Raw genomic sequence first — 18978 nt, 5'->3', positions numbered from 1 at the left:
GGGGGGGCTGTGATAACCTTAATAGTTTTATCGTATAATCATCGCGAGTTTATAGTAGAAACACTAAACTCTGTATATAATGTAAATTTGCAAAAAAAAGTGATCATTATCGATGATGGGTCATCTGATGGATCATGCGAGATTATTGAAAAATATATTGAAAGATATAATTATCAATCTATCACTAGGTTTTTCAGAAAGGAAAATGCCGGTTTAGTAGACTCTTTAAATATGTCGCTTAAGCTTATTGATACAGAGTATGCATTCTTTATCGCATCAGATGATATTATTAACCCTTATGGATTCACTTCAATGTTTCAGACAATGCTGGCACATGAAAACATGAATATAGCAATTGGAAATGCTTACGTGTTATATACTGGAAAAACACCCGAGCAAAAAGTTTATGGAAAAGAACATTTTGACTTCTTCTCTAAAAAAGATAGCGAGATCAGGAAGGATATTTTTATAAATTTCCCCAAACCGTTGCTGTTACAAAGCACTATTTTTAAAACGGCTTGTTTGAGAGATGTTGGAGGATGGGATTCCAAGCTTGTATGGGATGATTATCCGATGTTTGTTAAATTATTTATGAGAAATTCTTTTGATAGGGGGAATATATTTTTTTTTGCTGATCTTGTTGTTTCTTTCTATCGGCAGCATCAGTTTAATACATACAAAAATTTATTAAAACAATTGTCTATGGTTGAAGAAACATTTAAATCAATAGTCCCACTAAAGTATTATAAAGATGCGATTTCAAACCAGTATGCTTTCTACTTTTTACTATCTTTACGCGAAAAAAACAATAAAGCAATAAAGAAAATAATTAAAGTTATTGTTTGTGAAAAGTTATTTTTTTATTTTGCAAAGTATTTCTTCGTACATATAATTAAGTGGATTTCTCGGAGATTATCAAAGTGAGGGATTATCTCTTTTTTGATTTCTTATTCGACAATAGCTTGGAGTTCTTGATATACTTATTCACTATTTGTATATTGTTATTTCTTTTATCAAAAAAGACAGTGGGTTATATTCTTGATCCTTTCCATTTTTATTACACATTTACATTTGGCACATCATACGCAGTTATTTTACTTTTATACATACATGACTATATTCCAGACGATTACTTTTCATATCTATTAATCAGCAATGTTGTTTTTTTTGTGAGTTATAGTCTATCATCAATAAGAAGAAGTAAGCATGCAGGACTATTTATTAGATTGGGTTATTCCATCCGATATAATGAAAGGTTTATACTTCAGTTATTGTGGTTTATATATTTCGCTATGCTGCTGATTTACTTATCAAAGGTATCAATAGCTGGTCTCCTATTGTCACGATTTGACGCGAATAAAGGTCTTGGCCCAATTGTGAGAATAATGGATGCCTTGAGACTAATAATTGCAGCGTGGATGTATATAAATTACATTAGGCTTGGGAAAAAGAAGTACCTTATTATTGCATTAGTTTTTTCTTGTGTTTCGGCATTTTTTTCTGGCGCTAAGTTTGCTTTGCTTGAGCAAATGTATGTTATGTTTGTTGCTGGTTTTGTTGGGGAAAGGATAAAAATTAAATTACATTTGAAAACTATAGTGCTGGCTGGTGTATTTTTGGTTGCGTTATTTTTATTTATTTTATTTATGTTGCAAAAATTATCAGATGGAATAGGCTACCAGAATTCGCAATATATTCCAGGTGCGCCTGTTACATTAGAACTTTTTATATTGCGCATCTTGGCGAATGGGGATTCCTACTATTTATCTCTTACCCAGCGGGTTCTTGATGATATAAATATCAATTTCCCTGTGCTTCAGTTTTTTTCCAATGTTTTTGGAAATTCATTTATGAGCCGATTATTTGGGCAAGATTTCTCAAATGGAGATATTGGTCGCCAAATATGGCTATATTGGTACCCGGATGATGATATAATGCGTGGTCCCACTGCACATTTCGATATAGCGGGGCTTGTTTATTTTGGTTATATAGGTGGCGTGATTTTTTCTATTGTTATAGGCGTGGTTTTAGGTTCGCTTAATAAATTAAAATATTCTTGCTATCATGCGCCGACTGTAATTGTTGCTTTTGTATCTGCGTTATATTGTCGCTCATTACCTTTAATGCTTAATCCATCTGTTGGGTTAGCGTATATCGTTGACATATATATGCTGTTATTTTTATTATTAGTTCTTTCAACATTATCTCGTAAAAGGATTGGGTAATGAGTGTTCTAGCTGTGATTGTTACGTATAATTCTGATTTGCAGAAGTTGAAAAAAATTTTTAATATAGTATGTATTGATGCTGATATAATAGTGTCTGATAATTCAACAGAACAGAACACACGTGAAAGAATACAAGAATTATGCGAGATTCATTCAGTTAAATATATATCAATGGGCGGCAATGTAGGTATAGCAAAAGCACAGAATGATGGTATTAAATTAGGATTAAACATGGGCTATGAGGACATATTGCTTCTTGATGATGATAGTCTTCCTCATCCGACTATGATTAGTTCGCTTTTAATAGTTAGGGGTTTTGTTACTGAAAATATTAAATGTTTGCCTGTAATATGTGCAAATCCTTGTGATGCAAAAGGAAACTCTTTAGCAAAATATGATAAGAAACTTTTTGATTTCATATATAATTGCCGTGATGTTACAAGTTCGGGCACTTTGATAAATAAAAGCCACTTTGATTTAGTTGGTTTACACGATGAAAAATTATTTATTGACTGTGTTGATTTTGAATGGGGCTGGCGCGCGATATCAAAGGGCGTGCAAATAGTACTGTCTCAAAAGGCCATATTAACACATCAACTTGGTACTGGGAGGTTAAATATAATAAATGCTGGTTATGGCGCACCTATCAGACATTATTATCAATTTAGGAATGTGCTTAATATGTGCATTCGTGAATATACCCCTTTCCCTTGGAAGATATCGCAGATTTTCAAACTTGGGATAAAATATTTTATTCTTATTCCTTTTTTCTTTGATAATAAGGTGTTAAGATTAAAATATGCTACGCGGGGGGTTCTAAGTTTTATTCGCGGGAAATATGGTCCAATAAATTAGATTATTATCTTATTAGGGATACTCATGAAAATTAAAGCAAAAATAATCTATGGTTATACTATTGACTTGGTTAATGCTTGTGAAAATGATGCCGAATTTATTCTTTCGTTACGTACAAATATCTCTAAGTCAAGATTTTTATCAAAAACAAGTACGGTTTTAGAGGACCAAAGAAAATGGCTTGCTACATATAGCCGCGATAACAAACAGGCCTACTTTATTATAAAAAACAAGAGAGGGGAGGATATTGGGACTGTAAGGATATATGATTTGCAGGGATTATCGTTTTGTTGGGGGTCATGGATACTCAGCGACAAGGCACATTCTAATGCCTCGATTGAGTCGGCTCTTATAATATACCAATACGCGTTGATGCGTGGATTTAAATCCGCCCATTTCGATGTGAGAAAAGGGAATAAATCGGTTTGCAAATTTCATGAAAGATTTGGGGCATTTAAAGTTGGTGAAACTAAAGACGATTTTCTTTATGACATAGATGAAGATAATATTATACAATCTTTGCATCGTTACAAGAGGTTTTTGCCTAATTCTATTGTTTTTGAGGAACTGTAATTTCAAGCTGTATTTATTTTAGTCATGCGCATTCATTATTTGTATATTCAGATTATTAATCTCCCCCCTGACAGGAGTAAACAATGTCAAAGCAACAGATCGGCGTAGTCGGTATGGCAGTGATGGGGCGCAACCTTGCGCTCAACATCGAAAGCCGTGGTTATACCGTCTCTATTTTCAACCGTTCCCGTGAAAAGACGGAAGAAGTGATTGCCGAAAATCCAGGCAAGAAACTGGTTCCTTACTATACGGTGAAAGAGTTTGTTGAATCTCTGGAAACGCCTCGTCGCATCCTGTTAATGGTGAAAGCAGGTGCAGGCACGGATGCTGCTATTGATTCCCTCAAGCCATACCTCGATAAAGGTGACATCATTATTGATGGTGGTAATACCTTCTTCCAGGATACCATTCGTCGTAACCGTGAGCTTTCTGCCGAAGGTTTTAACTTTATCGGTACCGGTGTCTCCGGTGGTGAAGAAGGCGCGCTGAAAGGTCCTTCCATTATGCCTGGTGGCCAGAAAGATGCCTATGAACTGGTTGCGCCGATCCTGACTAAAATCGCCGCAGTGGCTGAAGACGGTGAGCCATGCGTTACCTATATTGGTGCCGATGGCGCGGGTCACTATGTGAAGATGGTTCACAACGGTATTGAATACGGTGATATGCAACTGATTGCTGAAGCCTATTCTCTCCTGAAAGGCGGCCTGAATCTCTCTAACGAAGAACTGGCACAGACCTTTACCGAGTGGAATAACGGTGAACTGAGTAGCTACCTGATCGACATCACCAAAGACATCTTCACCAAAAAAGATGAAGACGGTAACTACCTGGTTGATGTGATCCTGGATGAAGCGGCTAACAAAGGTACCGGTAAATGGACCAGCCAGAGCGCGCTTGATCTCGGCGAACCGCTGTCGCTGATTACCGAGTCTGTGTTTGCACGTTATATCTCTTCTCTGAAAGAGCAGCGTGTTGCCGCATCTAAAGTTCTCTCTGGCCCGCAAGCGCAGCCAGCTGGCGACAAAGGTGAGTTCATCGAAAAAGTTCGTCGTGCTCTGTATCTGGGCAAAATCGTTTCTTACGCTCAGGGCTTCTCTCAGCTGCGTGCGGCGTCTGAAGAGTACAACTGGGATCTGAACTACGGCGAAATCGCGAAGATTTTCCGTGCTGGCTGCATTATCCGTGCGCAGTTCCTGCAGAAAATCACCGATGCCTATGCCGAAAATCCGCAGATCGCTAACCTGCTGCTGGCTCCGTACTTCAAGCAAATTGCCGATGATTATCAGCAGGCGCTGCGCGATGTCGTCGCTTACGCAGTACAGAACGGTATCCCGGTTCCGACCTTCGCCGCTGCGGTTGCCTATTATGACAGCTACCGCGCCGCTGTTCTTCCTGCGAACCTGATCCAGGCACAGCGTGACTATTTCGGTGCACATACTTATAAGCGCATTGATAAAGAAGGTGTGTTCCATACCGAATGGCTGGATTAATCTGATTTAACCAACAATAAAATTGAGGCCCGGCGTATATTGCCCCGGGCTTTTTTTTTGCCAATTATCTTATAGACTAATTTTCACTGCTTAATATTAACTTAATAAATATCAGCTATTCTTATAAAGAAAATCTGAATTGTTTTTCGTTGCGTTGACCATCGAACAACGTAGCGTTAAAACTTTTAGCTCTTATCAGGATGCTAAAAACATCATGATTCACAGTTAAGTTAATTCTGAGAGCATGAAATGAAAATCACCATTTCCGGTACTGGCTATGTAGGCTTGTCAAACGGGCTTCTAATCGCTCAAAATCATGAGGTTGTGGCATTAGATATTTTACCGTCACGCGTTGTTATGCTGAATGATCGGATATCTCCTATTGTTGATAAGGAAATTCAGCAGTTTTTGCAATCAGATGAAATACACTTTAATGCCACATTAGATAAAAATGAAGCCTACCGGGATGCTGATTATGTCATCATCGCCACTCCAACCGACTATGATCCTAAAACTAATTATTTCAATACATCGAGTGTAGAATCAGTAATTAAGGACGTAGTAGCGATAAATCCTTATGCGGTTATGGTCATCAAATCAACGGTACCCGTTGGCTTTACCGCAGCGATGCATAAGAAATATCGTACTGAAAATATTATTTTCTCTCCGGAATTTCTCCGTGAGGGTAAAGCCCTTTACGATAATCTCCATCCTTCACGTATTGTCATCGGTGAGCGTTCAGAACGTGCAGAACGTTTTGCTGCGTTGTTACAGGAAGGCGCGATTAAGCAAAATATCCCGACCCTGTTTACCGATTCGACCGAAGCAGAAGCGATTAAACTTTTTGCAAACACCTACCTGGCGATGCGCGTGGCATACTTTAACGAACTGGATAGCTACGCAGAAAGTTTAGGTCTGAATACTCGCCAGATTATCGAAGGCGTTTGTCTCGATCCGCGTATTGGCAACCATTACAACAACCCGTCGTTTGGTTATGGTGGTTATTGTTTGCCGAAAGATACCAAGCAGTTACTGGCGAACTATCAGTCTGTGCCGAATAACCTGATCTCGGCAATTGTCGATGCTAACCGCACGCGTAAAGATTTTATTGCCGATGCCATTTTGTCACGCAAGCCGCAAGTGGTCGGTATTTATCGTCTGATTATGAAGAGTGGTTCAGATAACTTCCGTGCGTCTTCTATTCAGGGGATTATGAAACGTATCAAGGCGAAAGGTGTTGAAGTGATCATCTACGAGCCAGTGATGAAAGAAGACTCATTCTTCAATTCTCGCCTGGAACGTGATCTCGCCACCTTCAAACAACAAGCCGACGTCATTATCTCTAACCGAATGGCAGAAGAGCTTAGGGATGTGGCAGATAAGGTCTACACCCGCGATCTCTTTGGCAGCGACTAACATCTTGTTATCAGGGCTATTTACGCCCTGATTGTCTTTTGTTACCTCCGCAATAATTCATTATTTTTATCGCTTATCCTATAGCATTCACGGGGATTATCGCTAAACTATGCGGACTTGGAAATTTCCGTCAGTTAGGGTAATGATGAGAGTAGAAAATAATAATGTTTCTGGGCAAAACCATGACCCGGAACAGATTGATTTGATTGATTTACTAGTGCAGTTGTGGCGTGGCAAGATGACAATCATCATTTCCGTCATTGTGGCTATTGCCCTGGCTATTGGATATTTGGCAGTAGCGAAGGAGAAATGGACGTCAACAGCAATTATCACTCAGCCCGACGTGGGGCAAATTGCTGGCTATAACAATGCCATGAATGTTATCTATGGTCAGGCTGCGCCGAAAGTATCGGATTTACAGGAAACGTTGATTGGTCGCTTCAGTTCTGCCTTCTCTGCATTAGCAGAAACGCTGGATAATCAGGAAGAGCCAGAAAAGCTTACCATCGAACCTTCTGTTAAGAACCAGCAATTACCATTGACTGTTTCTTATGTTGGGCAAACTGCAGAGGGCGCACAAATGAAGTTGGCCCAATACATTCAGCAAGTTGACGATAAAGTGAATCAAGAGCTAGAAAAGGATCTCAAGGACAACATTGCTCTGGGACGGAAAAACTTGCAGGACTCTTTAAGAACGCAGGAAGTGGTTGCGCAGGAGCAGAAAGATCTGCGTATCCGTCAGATTCAGGAAGCGTTGCAGTATGCGAATCAGGCGCAGGTGACAAAGCCGCAGATTCAGCAGACACAGGACGTAACCCAAGATACTATGTTCCTTTTGGGGAGCGAAGCGCTGGAGTCGATGATTAAGCACGAGGCGACTCGTCCGTTGGTGTTCTCATCAAACTACTATCAGACTCGTCAAAACCTGCTGGATATCGAAAGCTTAAAAGTTGATGATCTTGATATTCATGCTTACCGCTATGTGATGAAACCGACGTTACCTATTCGTCGCGATAGCCCGAAAAAGGCAATTACCTTGATTCTGGCGGTGCTGCTGGGCGGCATGGTTGGCGCGGGGATTGTGTTGGGGCGTAATGCTCTGCGTAATTACAACGCGAAGTAATCTTTGCAGCTTTAAAGAAAACGGGCAGGGTGGTGACACCTTGCCCGTTTTTTTTGCCGGATGCGACAACAACATCGCATCCGCTTACCCCGCAACTCACTGATGCCGTTTACGCAGGTTCTCAATTACTGTCGTTAAATCCAGATCCTGATCCTGCAACAGCACCAGCAGGTGATACATCAAATCAGATGCCTCGTTGGTCAGCTCAAAGCGGTCATGTACAGTCGCGGCCAGTGCGGTTTCCACGCCTTCTTCGCCCACTTTCTGCGCAATGCGTTTGGTGCCGCTGGCATACAGTTTGGCAGTGTAAGAGGTTTCCGGGTCGGCAGATTTGCGTTCGGCGAGCAGTTGTTCCAGTTGATAAAGGAACAGCCACTGGTGAGCGGTGTCGCCGAAGCAGCTGCTGGTGCCTTTGTGGCAGGTCGGGCCGATGGGATTCGCCAGCAACAGTAACGTGTCGTTGTCGCAGTCCGGCGCAATACTCACCACATTGAGGAAATTGCCAGACGTTTCGCCTTTGGTCCACATTCGCTGTTTAGTGCGCGAGAAGAAGGTGACTTTGCCGCTTTCGATGGTTTTATCTAAGGCTTCCGGGTTCATATAGCCCAGCATTAACACTTCGCCGGATACCGCGTGTTGCACAATCACCGGCATCAGTCCGTCGGTTTTTTCCCAGTCCAGTTCGCGACGTTGTTGTTCTGTTAACATATCCTGATCTCCACGCCCTGTGTTGCCAGGTACGCTTTTAATTCACCAATATTGATTATTTGTTTGTGGAATACGGAAGCTGCCAGCGCGCCGTCAACGTCGGCATCACGGAAGGCTTCGAGGAAGTGTTCCATGGTGCCCGCGCCACCGGAGGCAATCAGCGGGACGTGGCAAACTTCACGCACTTTTTTCAGCTGCTCGAGGTCGTAACCGTTACGCACGCCGTCCTGATTCATCATGTTGAGGACGATTTCTCCGGCACCGCGTTTTTGCACTTCCTGTACCCAGTCGAGCGTTTCCCACTGAGTGACGCGGGTGCGGCTTTCATCGCCGGTATATTGATTCACATGATATTTCCCGGTTTCGCCGTCGTACCAGGTATCAATACCGACCACAATACACTGCACGCCAAAACGATCCGCCAGGCGAGTAATTAACGTCGGGTCCGCCAGCGCAGGAGAGTTGATGGAAATTTTATCCGCGCCAAAGGAAAGAATTTTCGCGGCATCTTCCAGAGACTTAATCCCACCCGCCACACAGAACGGAATGTCGATGACTTCCGCCACGCGAGATACCCAGCTTTTATCTACCACACGGCCATCGCTGGAAGCTGTGATATCGTAGAACACCAGTTCGTCTGCACCTTCTTCAGCGTAGCGTTTTGCCAGCGGCACGATATCGCCAATGATTTCATGGTTGCGAAACTGTACGCCTTTCACCACCTGACCATCACGAACGTCGAGACACGGAATTATGCGTTTTGCCAGCATGCGATGGCCTCCTTCACGGTGAATTTACCTTCCAGTAATGCACGACCAACTATTACGCCGCGCACGCCAGTACCACGCAGGGCAGCAACATCGTTAATGTCGCCAATACCGCCGGAGGACTGAAATGCCACCTGCGGGTATCTGGCGCACACTTCTTCATATAAAGAGACGTTAGAGCCTGCCAGCGTGCCGTCGCGCGAGATATCGGTACACAGCACATGTTTCAGGCCGACGGGCAGATAGGTTTCCACCAGTTGTTCCAGCGACACACCCGAATTCTCTTGCCAGCCGCTGACCGCTACCTGCTTGTTGCCTTGCTCGTCAATACGGACATCCAGCGCCAACACTAAGGCATCGGCACCGAAACGTTCAAACCAGCCTTTCACCCTTTCTGGTGATTTCACCGCGGTGGAACCGACCACCACACGCGCAACGCCCGCTTCCAGTAACGCCGCCACGTCATCTTCGCTACGCACGCCGCCGCCAACCTGCACCGGAACGTTAACGCCCGCCACCAGAGTTTTAATCAGCGGGATTTGACGTTTAGCCGGATCTTTTGCCCCGGTCAGATCCACCAGATGCAGCACTTCGGCACCGTGCGCGGCGTAATCCTGTAAGCGCGGCAGCGGGTCGTTACCGTAATCGCGCTGTTTGCCGTAATCGCCCTGATGGAGACGCACCACGGTGCCGTCGATTAAATCTAATGCCGGAATAATCATCACATCTCCAGGAAGTTTTTCAGCAACTTAGCGCCAGCGGCACCAGAACGCTCCGGGTGGAACTGCACGCCGTAGAAGTTATCTTTTTGTACCGCCGCGGTGAACGGTTCGCCGTAATTACACTGGGCGATGGTCCACGGATTGACTGGCATTGCGTAGCTGTGAACAAAGTAAAAGTACGCTCCGTCTTCAATCCCCTGAAACAGGCGGTTGCCTGCCTGCGGGTAAACGCGGTTCCAGCCCATATGCGGCAGCGGTAGACCAAAGTCGGTCATTTTCGGCACATCTTCGTCGATGATGCCCAGCAAATCGACGCCGTTGCTCTCTTCGCTGCGCCGCCCCAGCAGTTGCATCCCTAAGCAGATGCCCAGCACCGGTTGGGTACAGGCTTTGATGAGATCAAACAGCTCGCGCTCACGCACCTGATCCATCGCTGCTTGTGCAGTGCCAACGCCGGGTAAAAATAGTTTATCGGCCAGCAACACGACGTCCGGGTCACGGCTGACTTTGGGTTCATAACCGTGACGCGCAATGGCAGACTTCACCGAGTTCAGGTTGGCGCAGCCAGTATCAAGGATCACCACGTTCATTACAGCACTCCTTTTGACGAGGGCAGGGTGTCGCCTTCCACGCGGATGGCCTGGCGCAGGGTGCGACCAAAGGCTTTGAACAGGCTCTCTACACGGTGATGATCGTTTTTACCTTTGGTTTTCAGGTGTAGCGTCACGCCCATGGTGTATGAGAGCGAACGGAAGAAGTGCTCGATCATTTCAGTGCTGAGATCGCCCACGCGCTGGTAGGTAAATTCAGCTTTATATTCCAGGTGCGGGCGACCAGAGATATCCAGCGCGCAGCGGGCAAGGCATTCGTCCATCGGCAGCACAAAACCGAAGCGGCAAATACCGCGTTTGTCGCCAAGAGCAATTTTTAACGCTTCGCCCAGCGCCAGGCCGGTATCTTCGACGGTGTGGTGATCGTCGATATAGAGGTCGCCTTTGACGTTGATTTCCATGCGGAAACCGCCGTGGGTGGCGATCTGATCCAGCATATGATCAAAGAAGCCAACGCCGGTGTTAATCTTGCTGCCACCTTCGCGATCCAGCCACACCTGGACGTCAATTTGCGTCTCTTTGGTGTTGCGCACTACATGGGCGTAACGGTCTCGTTTAGTGAGTTGCTCGCCAATCATCGGCCAGTTCAGGATTTCGCGGTCGTAGCGTAAACCATTAATGCCCATGTTTTCCGCCAGTTGAATGTCGGTCGCGCGATCGCCAATCACATAACTGTTAGCGCGATCCATCGCTTGCTCAGCCAGATAACGTTCCACCAGTTTTACTTTCGGCTTACGGCAGTCGCACTCATCGGCGGGCAGGTGCGGACAAATCAGCACTTCATCAAACTGTACGCCTTGCGAGGTGAAGATCTGCATCATCAGGTTGTGCGGGCCATCGAAATCCGCCTGTGGGAAACTTTGTGTTCCCAGACCATCCTGATTAGTGATCATCACCAGCTTGTAGCCCGCTTTTTGCACCTTCAGCAGTTCCGGGATCACGCCCGGTTCAAAGGCGAGTTTATCAAAACGGTCCACCTGAAAATCACCCGGCGGTTCGCTAATCAGGGTTCCATCGCGATCGATAAAAAGATACTTCTGACTCATCAAACTTGCTCCGCACGTAAGGCGTCAATGACGCGCTGGCTTTCTTCACGGGTTCCGACGGTAATTCGCAGGCAGCCGCTTAAAGAGGGTTGTTTATTCTGATCACGTAAGATAATGCCCTGATCCCACAAAGATTTAAACACTGCACTGGAGGCTTTAAAGCGCGCCAGAATGTAGTTGGTTTCAGAGTCAAAAACCTGCTCCACGCAGGGGATCTCTTTCAGTGCGGCAATCAGGTATTCGCGTTCTGCAATAATTTGCGCCACCCGCTCACGCATGGCGATAATTCCCTGCGGGCTTAACGCCTGGGCCGCAATGTCGGCAACCGGCGTCGAGAGCGGGTAGGGGGCAATCACTTTCATCAGCAGGTTGATGACTTCTTCGTTTGCCAGCGTAAATCCGCAACGAAGCCCCGCCAGAGCAAATGCTTTCGACAGTGTGCGTAAAATAGCCAGGTGCGGATATTCCGCCAGCCAGCCAGCCAGCGATGCCTGCGGGCAAAACTCGATATAGGCTTCATCGGCAACCACAATCGCCTTACCGCGCGTTAACTCCAGCAGGGTGCGAAAATCCTGCGGATTGATCAGTTGCCCGGTTGGGTTGTTGGGGCTGCAAACATAGACCACTTTTACGCCGTCCAGCTTGTCGGAAATGCCCTGTAAGTCCAGTTGCCAGTTTTCCAGCGTCGGCACTGTGCGGCACTCGATGCCAATGGTTTCAGCGCTGACGCTGTACATGCCGTACGTTGGCGGGCAGTAGAGGATGGCGTCTTTACCCGGTTCGCAAAAAGCGCGAATCAGTAGTTCAATACCTTCGTCCGCGCCACGGCTGACCAGCACCTGTTCCGGTTTTACGCCTGCATATTGCGCGTAATTTTCAATCACCGCTTTCGGCTGGCATTCCGGGTAGCGGTTGAGCGTTTGCTGAGTAAGCTGAAACTCCACGGCTGTGGGATATTCGTTGGCGTTCAGCCAGACGTCGCCATTACCGCCCAGACGACGCGCCGACTGATACGGCGTCAGGTTGCGGACGTTTTCACGCGCTAAATCGGTAATAGTCACGGTGCTCATGCTTGCTCCTTAAGGGCGTTAACACGCAAAGTAACGGCATTTTTGTGGGCGGTCAGGCGCTCGGCGGCGGCCAGTGTTTCAATGGTCGAAGCCAGCGCGGAGAAACCTTCTTTCGACAGTTCCTGCACGGTCATACGCTTCTGGAAATCCGCCAGGCCGAGGCTGGAACAGGTGGCGGTGTAGCCGTAAGTCGGTAGAACATGGTTGGTTCCGGAGGCGTAATCACCTGCCGATTCCGGTGACCAGTCACCAAGAAATACCGAACCGGCGCTGGTGATGCCATCGACCAGGTCGCGGGCGTTGCGGGTCTGAATGATCAGGTGCTCCGGGCCGTACTGGTTGGAGATCTCTACGCACTGTGCTAAATCGTTGGTCACAATAAGGCGGCTGGCGCTCAGTGCCTGGCGTGCGGTTTCGGCACGCGGCAGTTCTGCCAGTTGGCGTTCGACGGCCTCGGCAACTTGATGCGCCATATCAGCAGCGGGCGTCAGTAAAATCACCTGTGAGTCCGGGCCGTGTTCAGCCTGAGAAAGCAAATCAGAAGCCACGAAATCCGGCGTAGCGCCGCTGTCGGCAATGACCAACACTTCCGACGGGCCTGCGGGCATATCGATCGCCGCACCGTCCAGACGCTGGCTCACCTGACGTTTCGCTTCGGTGACAAAGGCGTTGCCTGGCCCGAAGATTTTGTCAACTTTCGGCACAGATTCCGTACCAAACGCCAGTGCGGCAATGGCCTGTGCGCCGCCGACGTTAAACACGTCCTGCACACCGCACAACTGCGCCGCGTAAAGGATCTCATCGGCAATCGGCGGCGGTGAGCACAGCACCACTTTTTTACAGCCCGCAATACGCGCCGGAGTCGCCAGCATTAATACCGTTGAGAAGAGCGGGGCGGAGCCGCCAGGAATATACAACCCAACTGAAGCGACCGGGCGCGTGACCTGCTGGCAACGCACGCCTGGCTGCGTTTCTACATCTACCGGCGGCAGTTTTTGCGCAGTGTGGAAGGTTTCAATATTCTTCACTGCCACCGCCATCGCCTGTTTTAGCTCGTCGCTCAGGCGTTCGCTAGCGGCGGCAATTTCCTCAGCAGACACCTTCAGCGCGGTAACCGTGGTTTTATCAAACTTCGCGCTGTATTCCCGCAGGGCCTCATCGCCACGCGTTTTCACGTTATCGAGAATATCGTTAACGGTGCGGGTAATGCTTTCAGAAGCGGAGATCGCCGGGCGCATTAACAGCTGGCGTTGTTGCTCCGCAGTACAGCTATTCCAGTCAATGATTGTGTTAAAGCTCATGGCGATCACTCCATCATCTTCTCAATCGGCAGGACCAGGATTGAACTGGCACCCAGCGCTTTCAGTTTTTCCATCGTTTCCCAGAACAGGGTTTCGCTACTGACCATGTGCATCGCTACACGCTGTTGGTCACCCGCCAGCGGCAGAATGGTTGGGCGTTCGGCACCTGGCAGCAGGGCGATGACTTCATCCAGACGTTCGGTCGGTGCGTGCATCATGATGTATTTTGATTCGCGCGCCTGGATCACACCCTGAATACGGGTCAGCAGTTTGTCGATCAGTTGCTGTTTGGATTCTTCCATTTCGCCATCGCGCTGGATCAGGCAGGCTTTCGAGCGGTAGATAACTTCGACTTCGCGCAGGCCGTTTGCTTCCAGCGTGGCACCGGTGGAAACCAGATCGCAAATCGCATCCGCCAGTCCGGCACGCGGGGCGACTTCAACAGAACCGTTCAGTAAGCAGGATTTAAAAGAGATGCCTTTCTGGTCGAGATAACGCTTGAGCAGGTGAGGATAAGAGGTGGCGATACGTTTACCGTTTAAGGAGAGCGGGCCATCCCAGGCTTCATCAACCGGCGTTGCCAGCGAAAGACGGCAGCCGCCGAAATCCAGACGACGCAGGGTAAAGTAGCGTGGATCTTCACCCTGGGCGCGGCGGTTAAGCAGCTCTTCTTCCAGCACGTTTTCGCCGATAATCCCGAGGTCAACCACGCCGTCCATTACCAGACCGGGAATGTCGTCGTCACGCACGCGCAGAATATCAATCGGCATGTTTTCTGCCATCGCGATCAGGCGCTGGGTGTGAAGATTGATTTTAATGCCACAGCGCGCCAGCAATTCACGTGAGTCATCACTTAAACGGCCGGATTTCTGCATAGCTATGCGTAAACGAGTGTTGTCTGTCATTTTCTTATTCCTCTTTAAACCTGTCTGAACCGTTAGCAACCGCGCAATAAAAAAGCCCCCGGAAGGTGATCTTCCGGGGGCTTTCTCATGCGTTCATGCACCACTGGAAGATCTGAATGTCTTCCAGCACACATCGCCTGAAAGACTAGTCAGGATGATGGTGATGATGGTGGTGTTTAAATTGAACGCGTGTCATAAAAGTCTCTGTGAATGTTTATTCAACTGATGTCTTTTAACCTAAACCACTTTCACGTTAGAAAGCAAGGGCTTTTTTATATATTTTATGGCAATGGATTTGTTTAATGAATGAGCGGGGAAAGGAGGGGGCCTGGAATGACTACGTTAGAAAAGTAATCGTGAAAATATGTCTTTAAAACCCTCAAGAACATTGTGTTCTGTAACTAAAGTGGGCTTTGTTCCTGCCGGATGCGGCGTGAATGCCTTATCAGGTCTACAAATGTTGCCTAAATTCAATATATTGATGTTTTTGTAGGACTGATAAGCGGAGCGCATCAGGCAATTGTATATTTGCTAACAGTTTCGATTTCATTCATAGAATGAATTGTCAGTTTTGATACGCTAGCGTAGCCTTATAGATCTAAGGTGTATCAGGAGATAACGGATGAAAAAGGTCGCAATTGTCGGGTTAGGGTGGTTAGGCATGCCGCTGGCGATGTCACTTTCAGCGCGAGGCTGGCAAGTCACCGGGAGTAAAACCACACAAGATGGTGTCGAAGCGGCCCGAATGAGTGGCATTGATAGCTATCTGCTTCGCATGGAGCCTGAGCTAGTTTGCGATTCTGACGATCTGGATGCCCTGATGGATGCCGATGCGCTGGTCATTACGCTTCCGGCACGTCGTAGCGGCCCCGGCGATGAGTTCTATTTACAAGCGGTACAAGAGTTAGTGGATAGCGCGCTGGCCCATCGTATTCCCCGAATTATTTTTACCAGCTCAACATCTGTCTATGGCGACGCGCAAGGCACGGTCAAAGAAACTACCCCGCGTAATCCGGTAACCAATAGTGGACGAGTATTAGAAGAACTCGAAGACTGGCTGCACAATTTACCTGGTACTTCGGTCGATATTCTGCGTCTTGCGGGGCTGGTCGGACCGGGACGTCATCCCGGACGCTTCTTTGCCGGAAAAACCGCGCCTGATGGTGAACATGGTGTTAATTTAGTCCATTTAGAAGATGTTATTGGCGCTATCACTCTGTTGTTACAGGCACCTAAAGGCGGACACATCTATAATATATGTGCGCCAGCTCACCCTGCGCGTAATGTTTTCTATCCGCAGATGGCCCGTTTACTGGGGCTGGAGCCTCCGCAGTTCAGAAATAGTCTGGACAGCGGCAAAGGTAAGATTATTGATGGCAGTCGGATTTGTAATGAACTGGGATTTGAATACCAGTATCCCGATCCGCTGGTAATGCCGCTGGAGTAAACGATCACGCCAGCAGGACGCCGCATGCACTGCAAGGGGGCGTGTATGAAACCACTGCTGGATGTGTTGATGATCCTCGATGCCTTAGAAAAAGAAGGCAGTTTTGCGGCGGCGTCGGCCAAACTCTATAAGACGCCGTCCGCTCTGAGTTACACCGTTCACAAGCTGGAAAGCGACCTTAATATTCAATTGCTTGATCGTAGCGGTCACCGCGCTAAATTCACCCGTACCGGAAAAATGTTATTAGAGAAAGGGCGGGAAGTTCTGCATACCGTGCGAGAACTGGAAAAGCAGGCGATCAAACTGCATGAAGGCTGGGAAAACGAGCTGGTTATTGGCGTGGACGACACGTTTCCTTTTTCTCTGCTTGCGCCACTGATTGAAGCTTTTTATCAACATCATAGCGTGACGCGCCTGAAGTTTATCAATGGCGTACTCGGTGGTTCCTGGGATGCCCTGACTCAGGGGCGAGCGGATATTATTGTTGGCGCGATGCATGAGCCACCATCTTCCAGTGAGTTTGGTTTTTCACGGTTGGGCGATCTGGAACAAGTCTTTGCGGTCGCGCCTCATCATCCGTTAGCCCTGGAAGAAGAGCCGTTAAATCGTCGTATTATTAAGCGATATCGGGCGATTGTGGTGGGGGATACTGCGCAGGCAGGCGCTTCTACGGCCTCACAACTTCTCGACGAACAAGAAGCCATTACCGTTTTCGATTTTAAAACCAAGCTGGAGCTGCAAATTAGCGGCCTCGGCTGCGGCTATTTACCCCGTTATCTGGCGCAACGGTTTCTCGATAGTGGCGCGTTAATCGAGAAGAAAGTGGTCGCCCAAACTCTCTTTGAACCCGTCTGGATTGGCTGGAATGAACAGACCGCAGGGCTTGCCAGCGGCTGGTGGCGGGATGAAATTTTAGCAAATAGTGCGATCGCCGGTGTTTATGCAAAATCTGATGACGGAAAATCAGCCATTTAAAGAAAAATTATTATGACAAGCCTCTCATTCTCTTGTCATTTCCCCCCCATTTAGGCACAATGCGCCGCTGTCAAAAAATGACTAAAAACCGACGTTTCATCAGCGTCGGTTATTTTTTGCTTCAAACCAATCATTCATACCAAGAGGCCGGGCTTCGTACCGGATAGATATTTACTAAAAATCGACAGTTGTTGTCGCTGAGGAATCCAAAAAAATGGGGCAATTTTTTGCTTACGCGACGGTTATCACCGTAAAGGAGAATGACCATGTCGCATAACGTTACTCCAAACACCTCTCGCGTGGAATTGCGTAAAACGCTTACGTTAGTTCCGGTTGTAATGATGGGTCTTGCCTATATGCAGCCGATGACGCTGTTTGATACTTTTGGTATCGTTTCAGGCCTCACGGATGGTCATGTGCCGACAGCCTATGCGTTCGCATTGATTGCGATCCTGTTTACGGCTCTGAGCTACGGGAAGCTGGTTCGCCGCTATCCTTCTGCTGGCTCTGCATACACTTACGCCCAGAAATCCATTAGCCCGACTGTCGGCTTTATGGTGGGTTGGTCTTCTCTGCTCGACTATCTGTTCGCGCCGATGATCAACATTCTGCTGGCGAAAATCTATTTTGAAGCTCTAGTGCCTTCCATCCCATCGTGGATGTTTGTGGTGGCGCTGGTGGCCTTTATGACCGCCTTTAACCTGCGTAGTCTGAAATCCGTAGCGAACTTCAACACTGTAATCGTCGTGTTGCAGGTAGTGCTGATCGCGGTGATTCTGGGCATGGTTGTTTATGGCGTATTTGAAGGTGAAGGCGCTGGTACGCTGGCGAGCACTCGTCCGTTCTGGTCTGGCGATGCGCATGTTATCCCGATGATTACCGGGGCGACAATCCTGTGCTTCTCCTTTACCGGCTTTGACGGCATCAGCAACCTGTCGGAAGAAACCAAAGATGCAGAGCGCGTGATCCCGCGTGCGATTTTCCTGACCGCGCTGATTGGCGGCATGATCTTCATCTTTGCAACTTACTTCCTGCAGCTGTACTTCCCGGATATCTCTCGCTTTAAAGATCCGGATGCGTCACAGCCTGAAATCATGCTGTACGTTGCGGGTAAAGCGTTCCAGGTTGGCGCGCTGATCTTCTCCACCATTACCGTACTGGCGTCCGGTATGGCGGCGCATGCAGGCGTAGCGCGTCTGATGTACGTAATGGGTCGTGACGGCGTATTCCCGAAAAGCTTCTTCGGTTATGTACACCCGAAATGGCGTACTCCGGCGATGAACATCATCCTGGTTGGCGCGATTGCCCTGCTGGCAATCAACTTCGACCTGGTAATGGCTACAGCGCTGATTAACTTTGGTGCGTTGGTGGCGTTCACCTTCGTTAACCTGTCGGTCATCTCGCAGTTCTGGATCCGTGAGAAGCGTAATAAGACGCTGAAAGATCACTTCCAGTATCTGTTCCTGCCGATGTGTGGTGCGCTGACCGTTGGTGCGCTGTGGGTTAACCTGGAAGAAAGCTCAATGGTTCTGGGTCTGATCTGGGCGGCTATCGGTCTGATTTACCTGGCTTGCGTCACCAAGAGTTTCCGTAACCCGGTTCCGCAGTACGAAGACGTAGCGTAATCATCTTTTGTAATAATAAACCGGAGTCGAATGAATATTTGGCTCCGGTTTTTTTATTCTTTTTTATCGACATCCTCATTAATAACCATTTGTTCTAATTTAGAGAATTTGGTTATT

General features: G+C 47.5%; 20 protein-coding genes and 1 other annotated feature. Of the genes, 11 read left to right on the top strand and 9 right to left on the bottom strand.

Going from position 1 to position 18978, the window contains the following annotated elements:
• Positions 1-9 precede the first annotated feature (9 nt).
• The 7 genes from ACJHW7_RS20975 (at position 10) to wzzB (ending at position 7684) form a co-directional block, all read left to right on the top strand.
• Positions 10-924 (top strand): glycosyltransferase family A protein, encoded by a 915-nt coding sequence (locus tag ACJHW7_RS20975; protein WP_061356319.1) that lies wholly within the window; start codon positions 10-12, stop codon positions 922-924.
• Between the two features lie 413 nt (positions 925-1337).
• Complete coding sequence (locus ACJHW7_RS20970) at positions 1338-2225, top strand: hypothetical protein (RefSeq protein ID WP_130559371.1); 888 nt, start codon at positions 1338-1340, stop codon at positions 2223-2225.
• Complete coding sequence (locus ACJHW7_RS20965; RefSeq protein ID WP_410233575.1) at positions 2225-3082, top strand: glycosyltransferase; 858 nt, start codon at positions 2225-2227, stop codon at positions 3080-3082. The genes ACJHW7_RS20970 and ACJHW7_RS20965 overlap by 1 nt, the downstream gene beginning before the upstream one ends.
• 24 nt (positions 3083-3106) lie before the next feature.
• Entirely contained in the window at positions 3107-3655 is a 549-nt protein-coding gene (locus ACJHW7_RS20960) for a GNAT family N-acetyltransferase (RefSeq protein WP_000692618.1), read from the top strand.
• 83 nt (positions 3656-3738) lie between these two features.
• Positions 3739-5145, top strand: coding sequence for an NADP-dependent phosphogluconate dehydrogenase (gndA, locus tag ACJHW7_RS20955; RefSeq protein ID WP_000043445.1), 1407 nt, complete (start codon positions 3739-3741; stop codon positions 5143-5145).
• Between the two features lie 249 nt (positions 5146-5394).
• Positions 5395-6561: a UDP-glucose 6-dehydrogenase gene (gene ugd, locus ACJHW7_RS20950; RefSeq protein ID WP_000704903.1), complete on the top strand. Its 1167-nt coding sequence runs from the start codon at positions 5395-5397 to the stop codon at positions 6559-6561.
• A gap of 145 nt (positions 6562-6706) precedes the next feature.
• Positions 6707-7684, top strand: a complete 978-nt coding sequence (gene wzzB, locus ACJHW7_RS20945; protein ID WP_001400314.1) for an LPS O-antigen chain length determinant protein WzzB — start codon at positions 6707-6709, stop codon at positions 7682-7684.
• A gap of 96 nt (positions 7685-7780) precedes the next feature.
• Here wzzB and hisIE read toward each other — a convergent pair whose 3' ends face one another.
• From hisIE to hisL, 9 genes are all read right to left on the bottom strand, one after another.
• On the bottom strand, positions 7781-8392 hold the full coding sequence (gene hisIE, locus ACJHW7_RS20940; RefSeq protein ID WP_000954905.1) for a bifunctional phosphoribosyl-AMP cyclohydrolase/phosphoribosyl-ATP diphosphatase HisIE: 612 nt from the start codon (positions 8390-8392) through the stop codon (positions 7781-7783).
• Positions 8386-9162 (bottom strand): imidazole glycerol phosphate synthase subunit HisF, encoded by a 777-nt coding sequence (gene hisF, locus ACJHW7_RS20935; RefSeq protein ID WP_000880193.1) that lies wholly within the window; start codon positions 9160-9162, stop codon positions 8386-8388. Before hisF ends, hisIE begins: the two co-directional genes overlap by 7 nt.
• Positions 9144-9881, bottom strand: coding sequence for a 1-(5-phosphoribosyl)-5-[(5-phosphoribosylamino)methylideneamino]imidazole-4-carboxamide isomerase (gene hisA / locus ACJHW7_RS20930; RefSeq protein WP_000586417.1), 738 nt, complete (start codon positions 9879-9881; stop codon positions 9144-9146). Before hisA ends, hisF begins: the two co-directional genes overlap by 19 nt.
• Positions 9881-10471, bottom strand: a complete 591-nt coding sequence (gene hisH / locus ACJHW7_RS20925; RefSeq protein ID WP_001103560.1) for an imidazole glycerol phosphate synthase subunit HisH — start codon at positions 10469-10471, stop codon at positions 9881-9883. Before hisH ends, hisA begins: the two co-directional genes overlap by 1 nt.
• Positions 10471-11538, bottom strand: a complete 1068-nt coding sequence (gene hisB / locus ACJHW7_RS20920; protein WP_410233574.1) for a bifunctional histidinol-phosphatase/imidazoleglycerol-phosphate dehydratase HisB — start codon at positions 11536-11538, stop codon at positions 10471-10473. The genes hisH and hisB overlap by 1 nt, the downstream gene beginning before the upstream one ends.
• Positions 11538-12608, bottom strand: coding sequence for a histidinol-phosphate transaminase (gene hisC / locus ACJHW7_RS20915; protein WP_198440972.1), 1071 nt, complete (start codon positions 12606-12608; stop codon positions 11538-11540). Before hisC ends, hisB begins: the two co-directional genes overlap by 1 nt.
• A complete protein-coding gene (gene hisD / locus ACJHW7_RS20910) occupies positions 12605-13909 on the bottom strand; it encodes a histidinol dehydrogenase (protein WP_029397757.1) in 1305 nt (434 codons plus the stop codon). Before hisD ends, hisC begins: the two co-directional genes overlap by 4 nt.
• A 5-nt stretch (positions 13910-13914) precedes the next feature.
• A complete protein-coding gene (gene hisG / locus ACJHW7_RS20905; protein WP_000131782.1) occupies positions 13915-14814 on the bottom strand; it encodes an ATP phosphoribosyltransferase in 900 nt (299 codons plus the stop codon).
• 46 nt (positions 14815-14860) lie between these two features.
• Positions 14861-14984: a sequence feature (His leader region), on the bottom strand.
• A complete protein-coding gene (gene hisL / locus ACJHW7_RS20900; RefSeq protein ID WP_001364200.1) occupies positions 14960-15010 on the bottom strand; it encodes a his operon leader peptide in 51 nt (16 codons plus the stop codon). Its footprint overlaps the feature before it by 25 nt.
• Positions 15011-15436: 426 nt before the next feature.
• Here hisL and ACJHW7_RS20895 point away from each other — a divergent pair, with 426 nt between their 5' ends.
• The 4 genes from ACJHW7_RS20895 to plaP all read left to right on the top strand — a co-directional run bounded on the left by ACJHW7_RS20895 (position 15437) and on the right by plaP (position 18861).
• The gene (locus ACJHW7_RS20895) at positions 15437-16261 is read left to right on the top strand and encodes an SDR family oxidoreductase (RefSeq protein WP_000754737.1); all 825 of its coding nucleotides are present in this window, start codon (positions 15437-15439) and stop codon (positions 16259-16261) included.
• A gap of 45 nt (positions 16262-16306) precedes the next feature.
• Positions 16307-17236, top strand: coding sequence for a LysR substrate-binding domain-containing protein (locus tag ACJHW7_RS20890; RefSeq protein ID WP_000803351.1), 930 nt, complete (start codon positions 16307-16309; stop codon positions 17234-17236).
• A gap of 214 nt (positions 17237-17450) precedes the next feature.
• Positions 17451-17513 (top strand): membrane protein YoeI, encoded by a 63-nt coding sequence (gene yoeI / locus ACJHW7_RS20885; protein ID WP_010723108.1) that lies wholly within the window; start codon positions 17451-17453, stop codon positions 17511-17513.
• Positions 17503-18861, top strand: coding sequence for a putrescine/proton symporter PlaP (gene plaP, locus ACJHW7_RS20880; protein WP_000019197.1), 1359 nt, complete (start codon positions 17503-17505; stop codon positions 18859-18861). Before yoeI ends, plaP begins: the two co-directional genes overlap by 11 nt.
• The last annotated feature ends 117 nt before the right edge of the window (positions 18862-18978 follow it).

Origin of the sequence: Escherichia sp. WS1152, assembly GCF_046487665.1 — a bacterium.
GTDB lineage: Bacteria > Pseudomonadota > Gammaproteobacteria > Enterobacterales > Enterobacteriaceae > Escherichia > Escherichia coli.
The sequence above is the reverse complement of the archived record's forward strand: the minus strand, read 5'-3'. Positions and strand labels throughout refer to the sequence as shown.

Excerpts from the sequence above, each read along its gene's own strand:
- ACJHW7_RS20965 (WP_410233575.1), top strand. The coding sequence starts at position 2,225 with ATGAGTGTTCTAGCTGTGATTGTTACGTATAATTCTGATTTGCAGAAG.
- ACJHW7_RS20960 (WP_000692618.1), top strand. The coding sequence starts at position 3,107 with ATGAAAATTAAAGCAAAAATAATCTATGGTTATACTATTGACTTGGTT.
- gndA (WP_000043445.1), top strand. The coding sequence starts at position 3,739 with ATGTCAAAGCAACAGATCGGCGTAGTCGGTATGGCAGTGATGGGGCGC.
- ugd (WP_000704903.1), top strand. The coding sequence starts at position 5,395 with ATGAAAATCACCATTTCCGGTACTGGCTATGTAGGCTTGTCAAACGGG.
- wzzB (WP_001400314.1), top strand. The coding sequence starts at position 6,707 with ATGAGAGTAGAAAATAATAATGTTTCTGGGCAAAACCATGACCCGGAA.
- hisIE (WP_000954905.1), bottom strand. The coding sequence starts at position 8,392 with ATGTTAACAGAACAACAACGTCGCGAACTGGACTGGGAAAAAACCGAC.
- hisF (WP_000880193.1), bottom strand. The coding sequence starts at position 9,162 with ATGCTGGCAAAACGCATAATTCCGTGTCTCGACGTTCGTGATGGTCAG.
- hisA (WP_000586417.1), bottom strand. The coding sequence starts at position 9,881 with ATGATTATTCCGGCATTAGATTTAATCGACGGCACCGTGGTGCGTCTC.
- hisH (WP_001103560.1), bottom strand. The coding sequence starts at position 10,471 with ATGAACGTGGTGATCCTTGATACTGGCTGCGCCAACCTGAACTCGGTG.
- hisB (WP_410233574.1), bottom strand. The coding sequence starts at position 11,538 with ATGAGTCAGAAGTATCTTTTTATCGATCGCGATGGAACCCTGATTAGC.
- hisC (WP_198440972.1), bottom strand. The coding sequence starts at position 12,608 with ATGAGCACCGTGACTATTACCGATTTAGCGCGTGAAAACGTCCGCAAC.
- hisD (WP_029397757.1), bottom strand. The coding sequence starts at position 13,909 with ATGAGCTTTAACACAATCATTGACTGGAATAGCTGTACTGCGGAGCAA.
- hisG (WP_000131782.1), bottom strand. The coding sequence starts at position 14,814 with ATGACAGACAACACTCGTTTACGCATAGCTATGCAGAAATCCGGCCGT.
- ACJHW7_RS20895 (WP_000754737.1), top strand. The coding sequence starts at position 15,437 with ATGAAAAAGGTCGCAATTGTCGGGTTAGGGTGGTTAGGCATGCCGCTG.
- ACJHW7_RS20890 (WP_000803351.1), top strand. The coding sequence starts at position 16,307 with ATGAAACCACTGCTGGATGTGTTGATGATCCTCGATGCCTTAGAAAAA.
- plaP (WP_000019197.1), top strand. The coding sequence starts at position 17,503 with ATGTCGCATAACGTTACTCCAAACACCTCTCGCGTGGAATTGCGTAAA.